This window comes from Streptomyces nitrosporeus, from assembly GCF_008704555.1.
Lineage (GTDB): Bacteria > Actinomycetota > Actinomycetes > Streptomycetales > Streptomycetaceae > Streptomyces > Streptomyces nitrosporeus.
In genome coordinates this window covers 6,568,371-6,584,809 of record NZ_CP023702.1, presented here as the reverse complement: position 1 = coordinate 6,584,809, position 16,439 = coordinate 6,568,371, and the positions used below count along the sequence as shown (strand labels likewise).

Annotated in this window: 14 protein-coding genes and 1 riboswitch; of the genes, 3 read left to right on the top strand and 11 right to left on the bottom strand. The window is 72.4% G+C overall.

Features of this window, described 5'->3' with window-relative positions; translation table 11 throughout:
- Positions 1 to 48: 48 nt before the first annotated feature.
- On the bottom strand, positions 49 to 1,446 hold the full coding sequence (locus CP967_RS29155; protein ID WP_150490829.1) for a peptidase C39 family protein: 1,398 nt from the start codon (positions 1,444 to 1,446) through the stop codon (positions 49 to 51).
- 209 nt (positions 1,447 to 1,655) lie between these two features.
- Between CP967_RS29155 and CP967_RS29150 the strand changes: the two genes are divergently transcribed.
- Both CP967_RS29150 and CP967_RS29145 read left to right on the top strand, forming a co-directional pair.
- Entirely contained in the window at positions 1,656 to 2,276 is a 621-nt protein-coding gene (locus CP967_RS29150) for a uridine kinase family protein (protein ID WP_150490828.1), read from the top strand.
- 415 nt (positions 2,277 to 2,691) lie between these two features.
- A complete protein-coding gene (locus CP967_RS29145; RefSeq protein WP_150490827.1) occupies positions 2,692 to 4,602 on the top strand; it encodes an AAA family ATPase in 1,911 nt (636 codons plus the stop codon).
- A 54-nt stretch (positions 4,603 to 4,656) separates the two neighbouring features.
- Here the strand turns inward: CP967_RS29145 and CP967_RS29140 are convergent, their stop codons facing one another.
- The 10 genes from CP967_RS29140 to ribD form a co-directional block, all read right to left on the bottom strand.
- Positions 4,657 to 5,772 carry a hemolysin family protein gene (locus CP967_RS29140; RefSeq protein WP_150490826.1) on the bottom strand — a complete coding sequence of 372 codons (1,116 nt, stop codon included), beginning with the start codon at positions 5,770 to 5,772 and terminating at the stop codon, positions 4,657 to 4,659.
- Complete coding sequence (locus CP967_RS29135; RefSeq protein ID WP_150490825.1) at positions 5,769 to 7,148, bottom strand: hemolysin family protein; 1,380 nt, start codon at positions 7,146 to 7,148, stop codon at positions 5,769 to 5,771. The genes CP967_RS29140 and CP967_RS29135 overlap by 4 nt, the downstream gene beginning before the upstream one ends.
- A gap of 186 nt (positions 7,149 to 7,334) precedes the next feature.
- Entirely contained in the window at positions 7,335 to 7,814 is a 480-nt protein-coding gene (locus tag CP967_RS29130; protein ID WP_150490824.1) for a PH domain-containing protein, read from the bottom strand.
- Positions 7,815 to 7,880: 66 nt separating this feature from the next.
- Positions 7,881 to 8,729, bottom strand: a complete 849-nt coding sequence (gene hisG / locus CP967_RS29125) for an ATP phosphoribosyltransferase (RefSeq protein ID WP_150490823.1) — start codon at positions 8,727 to 8,729, stop codon at positions 7,881 to 7,883.
- 87 nt (positions 8,730 to 8,816) lie between these two features.
- Complete coding sequence (locus CP967_RS29120) at positions 8,817 to 9,089, bottom strand: phosphoribosyl-ATP diphosphatase (RefSeq protein WP_150490822.1); 273 nt, start codon at positions 9,087 to 9,089, stop codon at positions 8,817 to 8,819.
- A 34-nt stretch (positions 9,090 to 9,123) separates the two neighbouring features.
- Entirely contained in the window at positions 9,124 to 9,609 is a 486-nt protein-coding gene (gene ribH / locus CP967_RS29115; protein ID WP_150490821.1) for a 6,7-dimethyl-8-ribityllumazine synthase, read from the bottom strand.
- Positions 9,610 to 9,635: 26 nt separating this feature from the next.
- Positions 9,636 to 10,916 carry a bifunctional 3,4-dihydroxy-2-butanone-4-phosphate synthase/GTP cyclohydrolase II gene (locus tag CP967_RS29110; RefSeq protein ID WP_150490820.1) on the bottom strand — a complete coding sequence of 427 codons (1,281 nt, stop codon included), beginning with the start codon at positions 10,914 to 10,916 and terminating at the stop codon, positions 9,636 to 9,638.
- Complete coding sequence (locus tag CP967_RS29105) at positions 10,913 to 11,557, bottom strand: nicotinamide mononucleotide transporter family protein (RefSeq protein WP_150490819.1); 645 nt, start codon at positions 11,555 to 11,557, stop codon at positions 10,913 to 10,915. The genes CP967_RS29110 and CP967_RS29105 overlap by 4 nt, the downstream gene beginning before the upstream one ends.
- On the bottom strand, positions 11,554 to 12,174 hold the full coding sequence (locus tag CP967_RS29100; RefSeq protein WP_150490818.1) for a riboflavin synthase: 621 nt from the start codon (positions 12,172 to 12,174) through the stop codon (positions 11,554 to 11,556). The genes CP967_RS29105 and CP967_RS29100 overlap by 4 nt, the downstream gene beginning before the upstream one ends.
- Positions 12,175 to 13,275, bottom strand: coding sequence for a bifunctional diaminohydroxyphosphoribosylaminopyrimidine deaminase/5-amino-6-(5-phosphoribosylamino)uracil reductase RibD (gene ribD, locus CP967_RS29095; protein ID WP_150490817.1), 1,101 nt, complete (start codon positions 13,273 to 13,275; stop codon positions 12,175 to 12,177).
- Between the two features lie 160 nt (positions 13,276 to 13,435).
- Positions 13,436 to 13,566: riboswitch (FMN riboswitch) on the bottom strand.
- Between the two features lie 397 nt (positions 13,567 to 13,963).
- Between ribD and CP967_RS29090 the strand changes: the two genes are divergently transcribed.
- Positions 13,964 to 16,291, top strand: a complete 2,328-nt coding sequence (locus CP967_RS29090; RefSeq protein WP_150490816.1) for a chitinase C-terminal domain-containing protein — start codon at positions 13,964 to 13,966, stop codon at positions 16,289 to 16,291.
- The last annotated feature ends 148 nt before the right edge of the window (positions 16,292 to 16,439 follow it).

Sequence of the window (16,439 nt, the reverse complement as noted above, 5' to 3'; positions counted from 1 at the left end):
AAGAGCGCTGCCGTCGGACCGGCGGGGCGGCCGCGGGGCCTCACAAGGTCACTCCAGTCCGAGCGAGCGCAGAACGCGGCGCTGGCCCGGTGCCGGCCTGACCGGCCAGAAGATGTAACAGACACCCCCCGTACCGCCTCTGACCTTGCCGTTCGCGTCGTACCTCTTCGTCCGCAGCCAGATGTTCTCCCACTCGCGCCGGCGGTAGACCCGGCGCACCGCCTCGTTGTCCGGTGAGGCGGGGTCGTTGGCGACGACGTCGCCGTCGGCGGTGAAGCCGATGACGGTCATCAGGTGTCCGGAGGTGCCGTAGCCCGCTCCCGTGAGTTCCGTGGCCAGGAAGGACTGGGAGGTGATCACCGGGATGCCCACGGCGATCAGCCGTTCGACGTCGGTGAGCGAGCCGAGCCGGGTGACGACCGCGTTCATGTCCCGGTACGTCGCCGCGTAGGCGGCGTTGAACGGCCAGTTGCCGCACCCCTCGTACTGGTAGTCGAAGGTGTGGCGGGCCGCGTGGCAGACCTGCGGGTCGGCGATGCCGGGCTTGACCCAGGCGAGGTCCTCGGCGGTCGGGACCCGCCCCCAGTACTCGGTGATCATCTGCGAGGAGGTGGGGCTGCACCACGCCTCACCGCCGTTGTCGTACTCGGGGTACTCCCCCACGTGGACGTTCTGCGAGTAGCGGGGCACCGCCAGCTCCCGGGTGACGGCCGGCGGCGCGGCCGGGACGGTGAAGCGGTCGGGGATGTCGGAGGCCATCGCGCCGAACCGGTGGACCGTGGGGGTGAGGCGGGTGCCGGGGGTCCGGTGGAGGGTGAGCCGCAGCCGGTACGCGGTCAGGCGGAGTCCGCTCGCGGGGTCGTCCACCGCGAGGGTGTCGGTCCAGACCGTGCTCCTCCCGTCGGTCTGGTCGTCGACGGAGGCCCGGCGGATGTCCGTGTCACCGAAGGCCCAGCGCCCCATGACGTACCAGGGGGTGCCGGTGCCGTCCGAGTAGCGGCCGGCCAGCTCGGCCTGGATCCAGGTGCCCGCGGGCGTGTGCGCGTTCCAGGAGGCGATCACCTCGGTGGCGGGGACGGTGGAGCGGTGCAGGGGGGAGGTCCAGGTCGCGTACTCCCAGGTGGCCGTGGTCCCGGTGTGCGGGTCGGTGTGGTCGGTGGTGCCGGCCGGGGTGGCGATCTCCAGGCCGGGGCGGCGGCCGGCGACCGCGCGGGTGCCCGCCGCGGTGCCGCAGCGCCAGTCGGTGTATGTACGGAAGAACCGGTTGTCCACGAGCGGCGCGGTCACCGGCGGAACGCCCCCCTCCGGGGCGGGCCCCGGCGGGGCGGTCTCCGGAGGGACGGCGGGGGCCGCCGCCGCGGGTCCCGCGGCGGACGCCGTGCCCGCTCCGGCCGCGGCCACGAGAGCGGCGGCGAGCACGGTCCTGCGTGAAGTCGAACTGGTCATGGGCGAGACCCCCGGTCGTGGGCGGATGTGGGGCTGCGGTGCCGGTCGGTGGGCCAACTATCGCGCCCCGGGGCGGGGTCCGGCCAGCGGATCGGCCCGTGCCGCGGCGACCAATATGGGTCTGGACCACTGGCACCGCCTGCGGTTGCGCCACAGGGGTGGTTCCGGTCGGGCACCGTGCGGGGCCCGGGGTCCCGTAGGGTCGGGGCATGGACGACCTGGCCCTTCACGCCCGCCGGCTGTGGCTGCTGCCGCCGTCCTGCGGACCCGTACGGCTGGTGGCGGTCGACGGGCACGCGGGATCGGGCAAGACGACGTTCGCCGCCCGGCTCGCGGCGGCGCTCGGCGGCGCCCCCGTGCTGCACCTGGACGACCTGGCCACCCACGGGGAGCTCTTCGCCTGGACGGACCGGCTGCGGGACCAGGTGCTCGGCCCTCTGTCGCGCGGTGAGCCCGCGCGCTATGCCCCCTACGACTGGACCGCCCGGCGCTTCGGCCCGGTACGGGCGCTGGATCCCGCGCCGGTGGTCCTGGTCGAGGGGGTGGGTGCCGGCCGTGCCGCGGTGCGGCCGTTCCTCGCGGGGCTGCTGTGGCTGGAGCTGGACCCGGAGCGCTCCTGGGAGCGGGGCAGGCGCCGCGACGGGCCGGCGCTCAGCGGTTTCTGGGACGGCTGGACCGTCGCCGAGCGGCGCCATTTCGCGCAGGACCCCTCCCGTCCGTACGCGGACGCCGTGATCCGGCAGGTGCCCGAGGGGTACGAGTGGCTGAAAGGAGCCGGTGCGACAGCGGTGACGAGCCGGATCGTCACGGAGGGTGAACCGGAGGAGTGATCCGTCCGGCCGGCCGCGGACCGTGCGGCGCGCCGCTCCACGGCACCGCCAACTCGGCTTGACCCAGGGGGCGTACAGGACTTACGTTCTGAATGTGCGGCTTTTCGGAGCCCCTCGCGGGCCCTTTCCGGCCCCCGCAGACGCGAAGCCCCCGGTTGTTCCCCCGTGACCGGGGGCTTCGTCCTGTCCTCACGCCCCTTCCCTCCCCGGCTCCGCGGATGCCCCGGTGACGTTCCGCGCTCACCCTGGGTAACCGCAAGGTGCGTGGATCACCCCTCTCCCGCCCGGTGACCCCGCGGGTACGATGCACCCGGGTGTGGGCAATTCCCGTCCTTTGCACGGTGATTCGACGCTCCCGGGTGGGCATGCTGTGCGAGCGGGAGACATTCTGGGGGCACGGTTTGTGGGGGACCTGATGGACATCGGCATGCAGGGCGGACAGGCCCCGGCCGATCTCGCCTGGCTGCGGGGCGTGGACGCGTACACGATGGGCGCATATCCGCAGGCCGAGGAGGAGTTCAGGGCGGCGGTACGCCTCGATCCGGGGATGGCGGACGGCTGGCTCGGGCTGCATGCCCTGCGGGTCGACACGACCGCCGCCCTCCTGCACATGTACCGCCATCGCGACCGTTTCGGCGAGCAGCGCAGGCGGTACCGCCGTACGCTCAACTCCTGGTACTGGCTGGGCTGGTGGGTGCAGCCGGTACTGGAGAGCCCGCGCGATCTGCTGCTCGCGCACGCCTCGCACTGGCTGGACGGACGCCATGTCCCGGAGCTGGACCAGGCGCTGGCGGGCCTGCCCCCGGTGGACACGGACCCGCAGGTGCGGTTCCTGCACGCCTGCCGGTCCTATCTCGTCAAGGACTGGGACCAGCTCGTGCGCACCACCGAGCCCCTGGTGGACGATCCTCTGCTCGGTATCGAGGCGGGGCTCTTCGGGGGCATGGCCCGGGTGCGGCTGGAGATGTACGGCCAGGCCGAGCCCCTGCTGTCGGCGGCCCTGATGCGCTGCCGCAGCGAACAGCCCCAGCGCAAGGAGCTGCGTTACTGGCTGGCGCGGGCCCACGAGGGGACCGGGCGCAGTGCGGCGGCCCTGCCGCTGTACCGCGCGGTGCACCGGGTGGACCCGGCGTTCATGGACACCTCGGCCCGGCTGGCGGCGATCTCCGAGGGCGACGGCTACGACGAGGCCGCCGATCTGGCCCCGGTCTCCCTGGCGGGCCCCGGCCCGGCCGGTTCCGGCACGGAGCCCCTGCCGGACGGGGACATGGTGCTGGGCACCGATCTGGTGGACGCCCCCGACCCCTGGCCGGCGGGCGGCCCGCAGGACATACCGGGTACGGTGGTGCCCTCTCCCCGGGCCGGCGGCACGCGCAGGAAACCGGGGAGCGCGGGACAGCCGGTGTCCGGGGTCTTCCCGGCGGGGCCGAGCGACCCGGTGCTGCTCGCCGAGGCGCTGGCCGAGCTGGAGCGCATGGTGGGGCTCGAACCGGTCAAGCGCCAGGTCAAGGCGCTGTCCGCCCAGCTGAACATGGCACGGCTGCGTGCCGAGCAGGGCCTGCCGGTGCAGCCGCCGAAGCGGCACTTCGTCTTCTCGGGCCCGTCCGGGACGGGCAAGACGACGGTCGCCCGTATCCTCGGCCGGGTGTTCTACGCGCTCGGCCTGCTGGGCGGGGACCATCTGGTGGAGGCCCAGCGCTCGGATCTGGTCGGGGAGTTCCTGGGGCAGACGGCGGTGAAGGCCAACGAGCTGATCGACTCCGCGCTGGGCGGGGTGCTCTTCGTCGACGAGGCGTACAGCCTCTCCAACACCGGTTACAGCAAGGGCGACGCCTACGGGGACGAGGCCCTCCAGGTCCTGCTGAAGCGTGCGGAGGACAACCGGGACCATCTGGTGGTCATACTCGCCGGCTATCCGGAGGGCATGGACCGGCTGCTGTCCGCCAACCCGGGCCTGTCCTCCCGTTTCACCACCCGGGTGGACTTCCCCAGCTACCGCCCGGCGGAGCTCACCGCGATCGGTGAGGTGCTGGCCGCCGAGAACGGCGACGTGTGGGACGAGGAGTCCCTGGAGGAGCTGCGCAGCATCAGCGGGCACGTGGTCGACCAGGGCTGGATCGACGAACTGGGCAACGGCCGGTTCCTGCGCACCCTGTACGAGAAGAGCTGCGCCTACCGGGATCTGCGGCTCTCCGGCTACGCCTCGGCCCCGGGCCGGGACGATCTGTCGACGCTGCGGCTGGGGGATCTGATGCAGGCGTACGGCGAGGTGCTGTCCGGGCGGGGCCCGGTGGACCGGGGCACCCAGGAGCCGGGCCAGCTGTGAGACGGGCGGGCCGTGCCGCCGGACGGGCCGTCGGGGCCCGTCCGGCGGCTCCGGTCATCCGGTGACGGCGGCACCCAGCGGTGCGGGCGCCTTCGTCTTCTGCTCCGTGGGCACCGGTACGGTGCGGCGGGGCACCGAGACACGGTGGGCGGGGTCCTGGACCTCGCCCACGAGCATCTCCAGGACGTCCTCCATGGCGACCAGGCCGAGCACCTTGCCCGAGGCGTCGGAGACCTGCGCCAGGTGCGTCGCGGCGCGGCGCATCACCGTCAGGGCGTCGTCCAGGGGGAGCTCGGCCCGGACGGTCACCATCGGGCGCCAGATGTGCTGGGGGACGGCGCGTTCGGTGTCCTCCAGGTCCAGGACGTCCTTGACGTGCAGGTAGCCCATGAAGGCGCCCTGGCCCTCCGCGCGGACGGGGAAGCGCGAGAAGCCGGTCCGGACCGTGAGCTCCTCGATCCGGCGCGGGGTGACGGACGGGTCGACGGTGACCAGGGAAGCGTGCTCCAGGAGGACGTCGGTGACCGGCCTGCTGCCGAGTTCCAGGGCGTCCTCCAGGCGTTCCCTCGCCGCGGGTTCCAGCAGTCCGGCCTGTCCGGCGTCCTCGACGAGCCGGTTGAGCTGCTCGCTGGTGAAGACGGCCTCGACCTCGTCCTTCGGTTCGACGCCGAAGAGCCGGAGCACCGCGCGGGCGCAGGCGCCCAGCGCGGAGGTGACCGGCCGGCAGAGCCGGGCGAAGCCGACGAGGCCGGGGCTGAACCAGAGCGCGGTCCGCTCGGGGGCGGCCATCGCCAGATTCTTCGGGACCATCTCGCCGATGACGAGGTGGAGGAAGACCACGCAGACCAGGGCGAGCGCGTAGCCGAGGGGGTGGACGAGTCCCTCGGGGACGTGCGCCGCGTGGAAGACGGGCTCCAGCAGATGGGCCACGGTCGGCTCGGCGACCGCGCCGAGGGTGAGGGAGCAGAGGGTGATGCCGAACTGTGCGGCCGCCATCATCTGCGGGAGGTTCTCCAGGCCGTACAGGACCTGGCGGGCCCTGGCGGACCCGGCGGCGGCGAGCGGTTCGATCTGGCTGCGGCGGACGGAGACGAGGGCGAACTCGGCTCCGACGAAGAAGCCGTTCGCCAGCACCAGCAGTCCGGCGAAGAGGAGCTGGACGACGCTCATCGCACACCCTCCAGGACCCGGACGGGCCCGGCGGGCGCGGGGCCGGCCGTGCCCGCCGTGTCCGCGTCCGCCAGTTCGACGAAGCGGACCTGTTCGGCCCGGTAGTGGCCGACCTGGCGGACGAGGACGCACCAGCCGGGCAGTTCGGCGCGGTCACCGGGGGCGGGGATGCGGCCCAGCAGGTCGGCGACCAGCCCCGCCACCGTCTCGTACGGCCCTTCGGGCACGTCGAGTCCTATGCGCCGCAGGGTGAGCACCCGGCAGCTGCCGTCGGCGTCCCAGCCCGGCCGGCCGTCGTCGGTGACGACGGGGGTGAGGTCGGGGCGGTCGGCGCTCTCGGTGTCGTGCTCGTCGCGTACCTCGCCGACGAGCTCCTCGATGATGTCCTCGAGCGTGACGACACCGGCGGTACCGCCGTACTCGTCGACGACGACGGCGATCGGCTGCTCCTTGCGGAGCTGCTGGAGCAGCTGTTCCACCGGCAGGGTCTCGGGGACCATCAGCGGCGGTACGGCGATGCGTCCCACCGGGGCGCGCGGCCGTTCCCGGGCGGGCACGGCGAGGGCGTCCTTGAGGTACACCATGCCGACGACCTCGTCGATGCGGTCCCGGTAGACGGGGAAGCGCGAAAGGCCGGTGGCGCGGGTGAGGTTGAGGACGTCCTGGGCGGTCGCCGAGGACTGCAGGGCGCTGACCTTCACCCGGGGGGTCATGACGTGCTGGGCGGTGAGCCCGGCGAGCGACAGGGTCCGCACGAAGAGGTCGGCGGTGTCCTGCTCCAGGGTTCCGGCCTCGGCGGAGTGCCGGGCCAGGGAGACCAGTTCGCCCGGGGTGCGGGCGGAGTCCAGTTCCTCGGTGGGTTCGACGCCCAGCAGGCGCACCAGCCGGTTGGCGGCGGTGTTCAGCGCGCTGATCACCGGGCGCAGGACGGCGGAGAAGCGGTGCTGGGGCCCCGCGACGAACCGGGCGACCTGGAGCGGCCGGGAGACCGCCCAGTTCTTCGGTACGAGTTCGCCGATCACCATCTGGACGGCGGAGGCGAGGAGCATCCCGATCACGACGCTCACCCCGGGCACGGCCCCTTCGGGCAGGCCGGTGGCGGTGAGCGGTCCTTCGAGCAGCTGGGCGAGCGCCGGTTCGGCGAGCATGCCCACGACCAGTGAGGTGATCGTGATGCCGAGCTGGGTGCCGGACAGCTGGAAGGAGAGTTCGCGCAGGGCGGCCACGACGGTGCGGGCGCGGGGGTCGCCTTCGGCGGCGGCGCGTTCGGCGTCCGGCCGTTCCACGGTGACCAGGCCGAATTCGGCGGCCACGAAGAATCCGTTGGCGAGGATGAGGAGGAATGCCGCGGTGAGCAGCAGCAGGGGGGTTGTCATGCCGCCGCCTCCGGGGAGGGGGCGGCGCAGGTACTACCGGACGATCCGTCCATTGCTGGAGGGAGTCACTCCTTGGGTCGCAGGAAGGCCCCGCCGGCCACGGGGGCCTTCGGTGCGGGGCGGGGCGCGCGCGGGGCGCCGCCGCGTTCCAGAGTAGTCAAGAACGGGCCGTCGGGGGCAGGGGGCTCAGCGGTTCGGCGCGCTCGCGTCCGCTCCGTCGCCGTGGAGCTCGGTGAGCGCGCGCAGTGCGCGGGCGTCGCGGATGGCGTGCTCACGGGCGATTCCGGGCTGAATCCCGAGCGTGGGCAGGCTGGTTCCGTCACTGAGGTCGAGGAAGACCCACGGGTCGCCGGCGCGCAGGTTGACGCGCACGATCTCGGCCCAGGCCAGTCGGCGCGTCCGGGTGATGTTGACCACGGTGACGCCGTTCTCGTCGGCGACGACCTTGGGCCGGCTGAGCAGGGCGAGTACGCCGAAGAAGAGCAGGGCGACGAAGACGAAGCTGGTCCGCTCCCCCGGGCTCAGGTTCTCCAGGATCATCGCGACGGCGGTGATGACGGCGAACATCGCCGCCCCCACGGCCAGCAGGACCACCCGGGTGAGGGTGGGCCGGAAGGTGGCCGGGAGCGCGGGGGGTGAGGACGGCCGGGACGCGGGGGCGGACATGCGCGGGTCCTTCGGGGGTGCTGTTCGGTGCCCGCCGCCGTCGGCGGCGGGCGCGGGGCCCTGCCGTCAGAGGCGGCAGGCGTGGATGGCTGTGGTGAGGATGGCGCGGGCGCCCAGCTCGTACAGGTCGTCCATGATCCGCTGGGCCTCCTTGGCGGCGACCATGGAGCGGACGGCGACCCAGCCCTCGTGGTGCAGCGGGGAGATCGTCGGCGACTCCAGGCCGGGGGTGAGGGCGACCGCGCGCTCCAGGTGCTCGACGCGGCAGTCGTAGTCCATCATCACGTAGGACCGGGCCACCAGGACGCCCTGCAGGCGGCGCAGGAACTGCTGCACCTTGGGCTCGTCCGCGGGGGCGCCGGTGCGGCGGATGACCACGGCCTCCGAGGTCATGATCGGCTCGCCGATGACCTCCAGTCCGGCGTTGCGCAGGCTGGTGCCGGTCTCGACGACGTCGGCGATGACCTGGGCGACCCCGAGTTCGACGGCGGTCTCGACGGCCCCGTCGAGGTGGACGACGGAGGCGTCGACACCGGCCTCGGCGAGGTGCTTCTCGACGATGCCCTCGTAGGAGGTGGCGATCGTCATCCCGCCGAAGTCCTGCGGGCCCTTCGCCGTGCCGGGCTTGGTGGCGTAGCGGAAGGTGGAGCGGGCGAAACCGAGCTGGAGGATCTCCTCGGCGTCCGCTCCGGAGTCCAGCAGCAGGTCCCGGCCGGTGATGCCGATGTCCAGGCGGCCGGAGCTGACGTAGATGGCGATGTCGCGCGGCCGCAGGTAGAAGAACTCGACCTCGTTGGCGGGGTCGACCAGGACGAGTTCCTTGGACTCCTTGCGCTGCTGGTAACCGGCCTCATGGAGCATCGCCATCGCAGGCCCGGAGAGTGAACCCTTGTTGGGGACGGCGATGCGCAGCATGAGGTCGGGTTCCTTATGTCGGAGGAGTGTCGGGGTCCTGCGGGGTACCGAAGGGTCCTGCGGGGTGCCGGAGGCGTGCGGGTCCGCTCAGAGGTGGGCGTAGACGTCGTCGAGGGAGATCCCGCGGGCGACCATCATCACCTGGACGTGGTACAGCAGCTGCGAGATCTCCTCGGCGGCGGCGTCCTTGCCCTCGTACTCGGCGGCCATCCAGACCTCGGCGGCCTCCTCGACGACCTTCTTGCCGATGGCATGCACGCCCTTGTCCACCAGTTCGGCGGTGCGGGAGGTGGAGGGGTCGCCTTCGGCGGCCTTGAGCTGGAGCTCGGCGAAGAGCTCTTCGAAGGTTTTGTTCGCCATGATGGTCCTCAGAATACGGGGTCCCGGCCGCCGTTCAGCGCCAGGGTTCGCTGACGGTGCGCAGGGTGGTGGCGGTGGCCACGGCGGCGGTGACCGCTTCGTGCCCCTTGTCCTCGTTGGAGCCTTCGAGGCCCGCGCGGTCCAGCGCCTGTTCCTCGGTGTCACAGGTGAGGACGCCGAAGCCGACGGGGACCCCGGTGTCCACGGCGACCTGGGTGAGGCCGAGGGTGACGCCCTGCGAGACGTACTCGAAGTGCGGGGTGCCGCCGCGGATGATCACGCCGAGGGCGACGACGGCGTCGTAGCCTCGGCCGGCGAGGACCTTGGCGACCACGGGGAGCTCGAAGCTGCCGGGGACCCTGAGCAGGGTGGGCTCGTCGATGCCCAGGTCGTGCAGGGCGCGCAGGGCGCCGTCGACCAGCCCGTCCATGACCTTCTCGTGCCACTGGGCGGCGATCACGGCGACCCTGAGGTCACCGCAGTTGCGTACGGACAGTTCGGGTGCGCCCTTGCCGCTCATGTCTCTCCTGGTGTGGGTCGGGGTGGTTACTGGTTGCCGCAGGCCGACGCGGCGGTGGCGTCGAGCCAGGGCAGGTCGTGGCCCATGCGGTCGCGCTTGGTGCGCAGGTAGCGCAGGTTGTGCTCGCCCGCCTGGACGGGCATCGGGACACGGCCGGTGACGCCGAGCCCGTGGCGTACCAGCGCCGCGGTCTTGTCCGGGTTGTTGGTCATGAGCCGCAAGGTGCGCACGCCGAGGTCGGTGAGGATCCGCGCGCCGGCGGCGTAGTCGCGGGCGTCGGCGGGCAGGCCGAGTTCGAGGTTGGCGTCGAGGGTGTCCGAGCCGCGCTCCTGGAGTTCGTAGGCGCGGAGTTTGGACAGCAGCCCGATGCCGCGGCCCTCGTGGCCGCGCAGGTAGACGACGACGCCGCGCCCCTCGGCGGTGACGCGTTCCATGGAGGCGTGCAGCTGGGGGCCGCAGTCGCAGCGCTGGGAGGCGAAGATGTCGCCGGTCAGGCACTCGGAGTGGACCCGGACGAGGACGTCCTGGCCGTCGCCGAGGTCACCGTGCACCAGGGCGACGTGTTCCACGCCGTCGACGGTGGAGCGGTAGCCGTAGGCGGTGAACGGTCCGAAGGGGGTGGGCAGGTGGACCTCGGCCTCGCGGCGGACGGTCGGCTCACTGCTGCGGCGGTAGGCGATCAGGTCCTCGATGGAGATGATCGTGAGGCCGTGCTTGCGGGCGAAGGGGACGAGTTCGGGCAGCCGCAGCATCACGCCGTCCTCGCCGGCGATCTCGACGATGGCGCCCGCCGGACGCAGCCCGGCGAGCCGGGCCAGGTCGACCGCGGCCTCGGTGTGGCCGTTGCGGACCAGGACGCCGCCGGCCCGTGCGCGGAGCGGGAAGACGTGGCCGGGCCGCACGAGGTCGCCGGGGGCCGCCTTGCCGCTCGCCAGCAGCCGGAGCGTGGTGGCGCGGTCGGCGGCGGAGATCCCGGTGGTCACCCCGTGGGCGCCGGAGGCGTCGACGGAGACGGTGAAGGCCGTCTGCATCGACTCGGTGTTGCGGGTGACCATCTGCGGGAGTTCGAGGCGTTCCAGCTCGTCGCTCTCCATGGGCGCGCAGATCAGTCCGCGGCACTCGCTCATCATGAACGCGATGATCTCGGGGGTCGCCTTCTCGGCGGCGACGACGAGGTCGCCCTCGTTCTCCCGGTCCTCGTCGTCGACGACCACGACCGGCCGGCCGGCGGCGATGTCGCGGACCGCCTGTTCGACGGGGTCCAGCCTCAGGTCCTCGCGGAAGAGGTCGTGCGGTAGGGCGTTCATGCCGTGGCTCCTTCCAGAGCGGGCGTACGCGTGCGCAGCCACCAGTCGCGCATGCCCCACAGGACCAGCGCGCCGTAGACGACGTAGATGAGACCGGAGAAGGCGAGTCCGCTGTGGAAGTTGAGCGGGACGCCGACGAGGTCGACGAGCAGCCAGGCGAACCAGAACTCGACCATGCCGCGGGCCTGGGCGATCATCGCGGCGAGGGTGCCGGCGAAGATGTACGCGTCGGCCCAGGGGCTCCAGGACAGCGACGGGAAGGCCGTGAACAGCCCGCCGACGGCGAGGGTGCCGACGGCCGCGCCGCCCACCAGGTAGCCGCGCTCACGCCAGGTGGCGAAGCGGACGGCGAGGGTGCCGTCCTGGGCCTGCCGCCGGCCGCGGGTCCACTGCTGCCAGCCCCACACGGCGACCGCGATGACGATCACCTGCTTGCCGACGCTGCCGGCCTGCTGCACGGAGACGTTGGCGGCGACCAGCACCGCGCCGGACAGCAGCTGGGCGGGCCAGGTCCACACGGAGCGGAGCCAGCCGAGGGCCAGGGCGATCAGGCCGATGGTGTTGCCGAGCATGTCCGACCAGATGATGTGCTGCCCGAAGGCGGTGAACGCCTCCGAGTTCAGCCAGTCCAGCGCGCTCATGCGGACGGCTCCCGGTGCTGTGCCGCGGCGTTCGGTCCGAGCATCCGCTCGACGTACTTCGCGAGGACGTCCACCTCCAGGTTGACCGGGTCGCCGGGCTGCTTGAAGCCGAGGGTGGTCAGCGCGAGGGTGGTGGGGATGAGGCTGATGGTGAAGAAGTCCGCTCCGGCGTCGACCACGGTCAGGCTGACGCCGTCGACGGTGATGGAGCCCTTCTCCACGACGTAGCGGGAGAGCGCCTCGGGCAGGGAGACCTTCACGATCTCCCAGTGCTCCGAGGGGGTGCGCTCCAGGACGCGGCCGGTGCCGTCGACGTGCCCCTGGACGATGTGGCCGCCGAGCCGCCCGCCGAGCGCCATGGGGCGCTCCAGGTTGACCCTGGAGCCGGTGGTGAGGGCGCCGAGGCTGGAGCGGTTCAGGGTCTCCGCCATGACGTCGGCGGTGAACTCGTGCCCGCCGAGGTCCACGACGGTGAGGCAGACGCCGTTGACGGCGATGGAGTCGCCGTGCCGGGCGCCCTCGGTGACGACGGGGCCGCGCAGCCGGAAGCGGGACGCGTCGCCGAGCTTCTCGACGGCGGTGACCTCACCCAGTTCTTCGACAATTCCGGTGAACACTCAGTTTCCCTTCCGAGCAGGGACGGGGACGGCGGTGACGCGCAGATCGGGGCCGATGCGCACGGTCTCGGTCACTGCGAGGCGCAACGCCTGCGAGAGGGTGGGGATTCCGGCCTCCGCGAGGGCCGCGGGGCCCGCGCCGAGGAGGACCGGGGCGAGGTAGCCGACGACGGTGTCGACCGTTCCCGCGGTGACGAAGGAGCCGGCCAGTACGGGGCCGCCTTCGAGGAGTACGGAGCGGACGCCGCGGGTGTGCAGGGCGTCGAGCAGGGCGGGTACGTCCAGTCCGGGGCCCGTGGCGGCGCGCGGCAGCCGCAGGACGGCGCCGGCGGGGAGGTGGGCGGCGTCCGCGTCCTGTGCGACGGCGATCAGGGTGGGCGCGGTGCCGTCCAGGACGCGTGCTCCGGGGCGTACCGCACGGGCCCCGGTGTCGACGACGACCCTGAGCGGCTGGACGGCGCCGTCGATGCCGCGTACGCCGAGCTGGGGGTCGTCGGCGCGGGCCGTCCCGGAGCCGACCACGACGGCGTCGGCCCCGGCGCGCAGCCGGTGGACGTCGGCGCGGGCTTCGGCGGAGGTGATCCAGCGGCTGGTGCCGTCGGCGGCGGCGACCCGGCCGTCGAGGCTCGCCGCGTACTTCCAGGTGACGTGGGGGCGGCCGAGGCGGACCGAGGTGAGCCAGGCGGTGTTGCCCGCCTCGGCCTCGTCGGCGAGGAGGCCGGACTCGACCTCGGTCCCGGCAGCCCGCAGGGTGCCGGCGCCCCCGGTGGCCCGGGGGTCCGGATCGGCGACGGCGTAGACGACGCGGCGGACGCCGGCCTCGATCAGCGCCTGGGCGCAGGGGCCGGTGCGGCCGGTGTGGTTGCAGGGCTCCAGCGTGACGTAGGCGGTGCCGCCGCGGGCCCGGTCCCCGGCCTCGCGCAGGGCGTGGATCTCGGCGTGCGGGCCTCCGGCGCGCTGGTGGAAGCCCTCTCCGGCGAGCTGTCCGGCGGCGTCGAGGACGACGCAGCCGACGACCGGGTTGGGGCTGGTGGCGCCGAGACCGCGGGCCGCGAGCGCGACGGCGCGTCGCATGGCGGTGATGTCGGCTGTTTCGGCCACCGGGTCCTCCTGCCTCTTCGGGCACGGACTCCGGGGCTGCCGAGGACGGCAGAGGAAGCGGTACGCGCACAGGGAACGCCGGACCGAGGGAACGGACACGGCTGCGCCGGGAGAACCCGGAAACCCGTCCGCCTACGGCGGCGTACCTGATGACGGCCCGCCGCGCACTGCCTCCCATCCGGACTTTAACCGTCGGTCCAGGAATCCCACCTGGTCAACCGGCCGCTGGATGCGGACGGGTCGCGGACTATAACCGCCGGTTCGGAATTGCACCGACCCCGGAGTGCGCTGCTGCTGGTACAGCACTCATTGTGCCACGGTCCGCCTTGAGCCGATCAGGTGTTTCCAGTGGATTCGCTCACAGGGCCTCCGGGGAGGGGCCGCCGGCCCGGGGCCGGGGCCGCCGTCCGGGGCGGGGGTCCGCGGGCCGGGACGGGACCCGCGGACGAGGGCGAAGACCCGCAGGCAGGGGCGGGGATCCGCGGGCGAGGGCGGGGTTCCGCGGGCGGGGCGGGGTTCCGCGGGCCCGCCGGCTCCGGAATGGTCCAGACCTATTGACTGACTGGTCTAGTCCTCTTAATCTCCGTGTCACCTCCGAGGTACGTCTGCCGGGTGTGCGCACATCCGGCCCATGCAACGCATTCCCCTTGCCAGTTGTGTTCTGCCGACCTCCCAGGAGGAACAACACATGCTGTCCCCCACCCGTGCGAGAGCCACCCTGCTCGCAGCCGGCGCAGCCGCCGCCGGCCTGCTGCTGGGCTCGCTCACCGCGACCCCGTCGGCCGCGGCCGGCCAGGAGTCCTGCCGGCCCGACGGGCTCTACCAGACCCCCGGTGTGGACGTGCCCTACTGCTCCGTCTACGACTCCGAGGGCCGCGAGAAGATGGGCGCCGACCACCAGCGGCGCGTCATCGGTTACTTCACCAGCTGGCGGACCGGCAAGGACGGCAAGCCCGCCTACCTCGCCTCCGACATCCCCTGGGACAAGGTCACCCATCTGAATTACGCCTTCGCGCACATCGACGGTGACAACAAGATCTCCGTGGGCGCCGACGGCCCGGAGAACGCCTCCACCGGGATGACCTGGCCCGGCGTGGCGGGTGCCGAGATGGACCCGGCCCTCCCCTACAAGGGCCACTTCAACCAGCTCACCAAGTTCAAGAAGCAGCACCCGGCGGTCAAGACGCTCATCTCGGTGGGCGGCTGGGCCGAGACCGGAGGCTACTTCGACGGGAACGGCGACCGGGTGGACTCCGGCGGCTTCTACTCGATGGCCACCAACGCCGACGGCTCGGTCAACCAGAAGGGCATCGACACCTTCGCCGACTCCACCGTCGCGTTCCTCCAGAAGTACGGCTTCGACGGCGTCGACATCGACTACGAGTACCCGACGACGATGAAGGACGCGGGCAACCCGCTCGACCACACCCTGGCCAACGCGCGCCGCGCCGGTCTCGTCAAGGGCTACGCCGCCCTGATGAAGACGCTCCGCGAGAAGCTGGACCGCGCGTCGGCCGCCTCCGGCACGCACTACATGCTGACCGTCGCGGCGCCGTCCTCCGGCTATCTGCTGCGCGGCATGGAGACCTTCCAGGTCCAGAAGTACCTGGACTACGTGAACATCATGTCGTACGACCTGCACGGCGCCTGGAACGAGTACGTCGGCCCGAACGCCTCGCTCTTCGACGACGGCAAGGACGCCGAACTGGCCCAGGCGGGCGTGTACTCCACCTCGCAGTACGGCGGCACCGGCTACCTCAACACGGACTGGGCCTACCACTACTTCCGCGGTTCGATGCCGGCCGGCCGGATCAACATCGGGCTGCCCTACTACACCCGCGGCTTCAAGAACGTGCAGGGCGGCACCAACGGCCTGTGGGGCAGGGCCGCCACGACCGACTGCCCGGCGGGCGCGGGTCTGACCAAGTGCGGTGACGGCGCCGTCGGCATCGACAACCTCTGGCACGACCTCGACACGAACGGCAAGGAGTCCCCGGCGGGCTCCAACCCCATGTGGCACGCCAAGAACCTGGAGAAGGGGGTCGTCGGCGACTACGTCACGCGGTACGGCTTCCCGGCGGACACCTCGCTGACCGGGACGTACGTGCGCAACTACGACTCGACGCTGGTCGCTCCCTGGCTGTGGAACGCCGAGAAGAAGGTCTTCCTGTCCACCGAGGACGAGCAGTCGGTGGCCGCCAAGGCGGACTACGTCGTCGACCGGGGCATCGGCGGCACGATGATCTGGGAACTGGCCGGCGACTACGGCTGGAACGCCGCGAAGGGGCAGTACGAGCCCGGCTCCACGCTGACCTCGACGATGTACGAGAAGTTCAGGTCGGCCACCCCGTACGGCGCGAAGCGGTCCACGGTCGACCTGCCGTCCGAGGCCCTGGACATCGGTGTCTCCTTCGAGCAGTTCGCACTGGGCGACTCGAACTACCCGATCAGCCCGAAGCTGAAGATCACCAACAACACCACGGCGACCCTGCCGGGCGGTACGGAGTTCCAGTTCGACTACGCCACCTCCGCCCCGGCCAACGCCAAGGACCAGTCGGGCTTCGGCACGACGGTCATCCGCAGCGACCACACCGCGGGGAACAACGTCGGCGGACTGAAGGGCGACTACCACCGCGTCTCGCTGAAGCTGCCCGCCTGGCAGACGCTCGCCCCGGGCGCCTCGGTGCAGCTGGACTTCGTCTACTACCTGCCCACCTCGACCCCGTCCAACTGGACGGTCGCCTTCGGCGGCTCCACCTACGCCCTGGCCGGCGACCTGGCCCGCGGGACGACCGTGGTCCAGCCGGGCACCGGCGGCGGCACCTCGCCCACCCCCACCCCGGACCCGGGCGGCGGCAAGTGCCAGGCCGCGGCCTGGAGCGCCACGGCGGAGTACGGCTCGGGTACGACCGTGAGCCACGGCTCCCGCACCTGGAAGTCCCGCTGGTGGACGAAGGGCGAGACGCCCGGCACCACCGGTGAATGGGGGGTCTGGCAGGACCTCGGGGCCTGCTGAGCCCCTCCCTCCCCCCGCACCGGGCGGCGGCGGCCCGCGCCGTCCCGCCGCCGCCCGGCCCTCCTCCGCCCGGCCGGAGTCCCTTCCCCCTCCGGCCGGGCCCGCCCGTCCCCGGCCGGGGCCGGCCGCGCTTCCCCGGGCCGGCCCG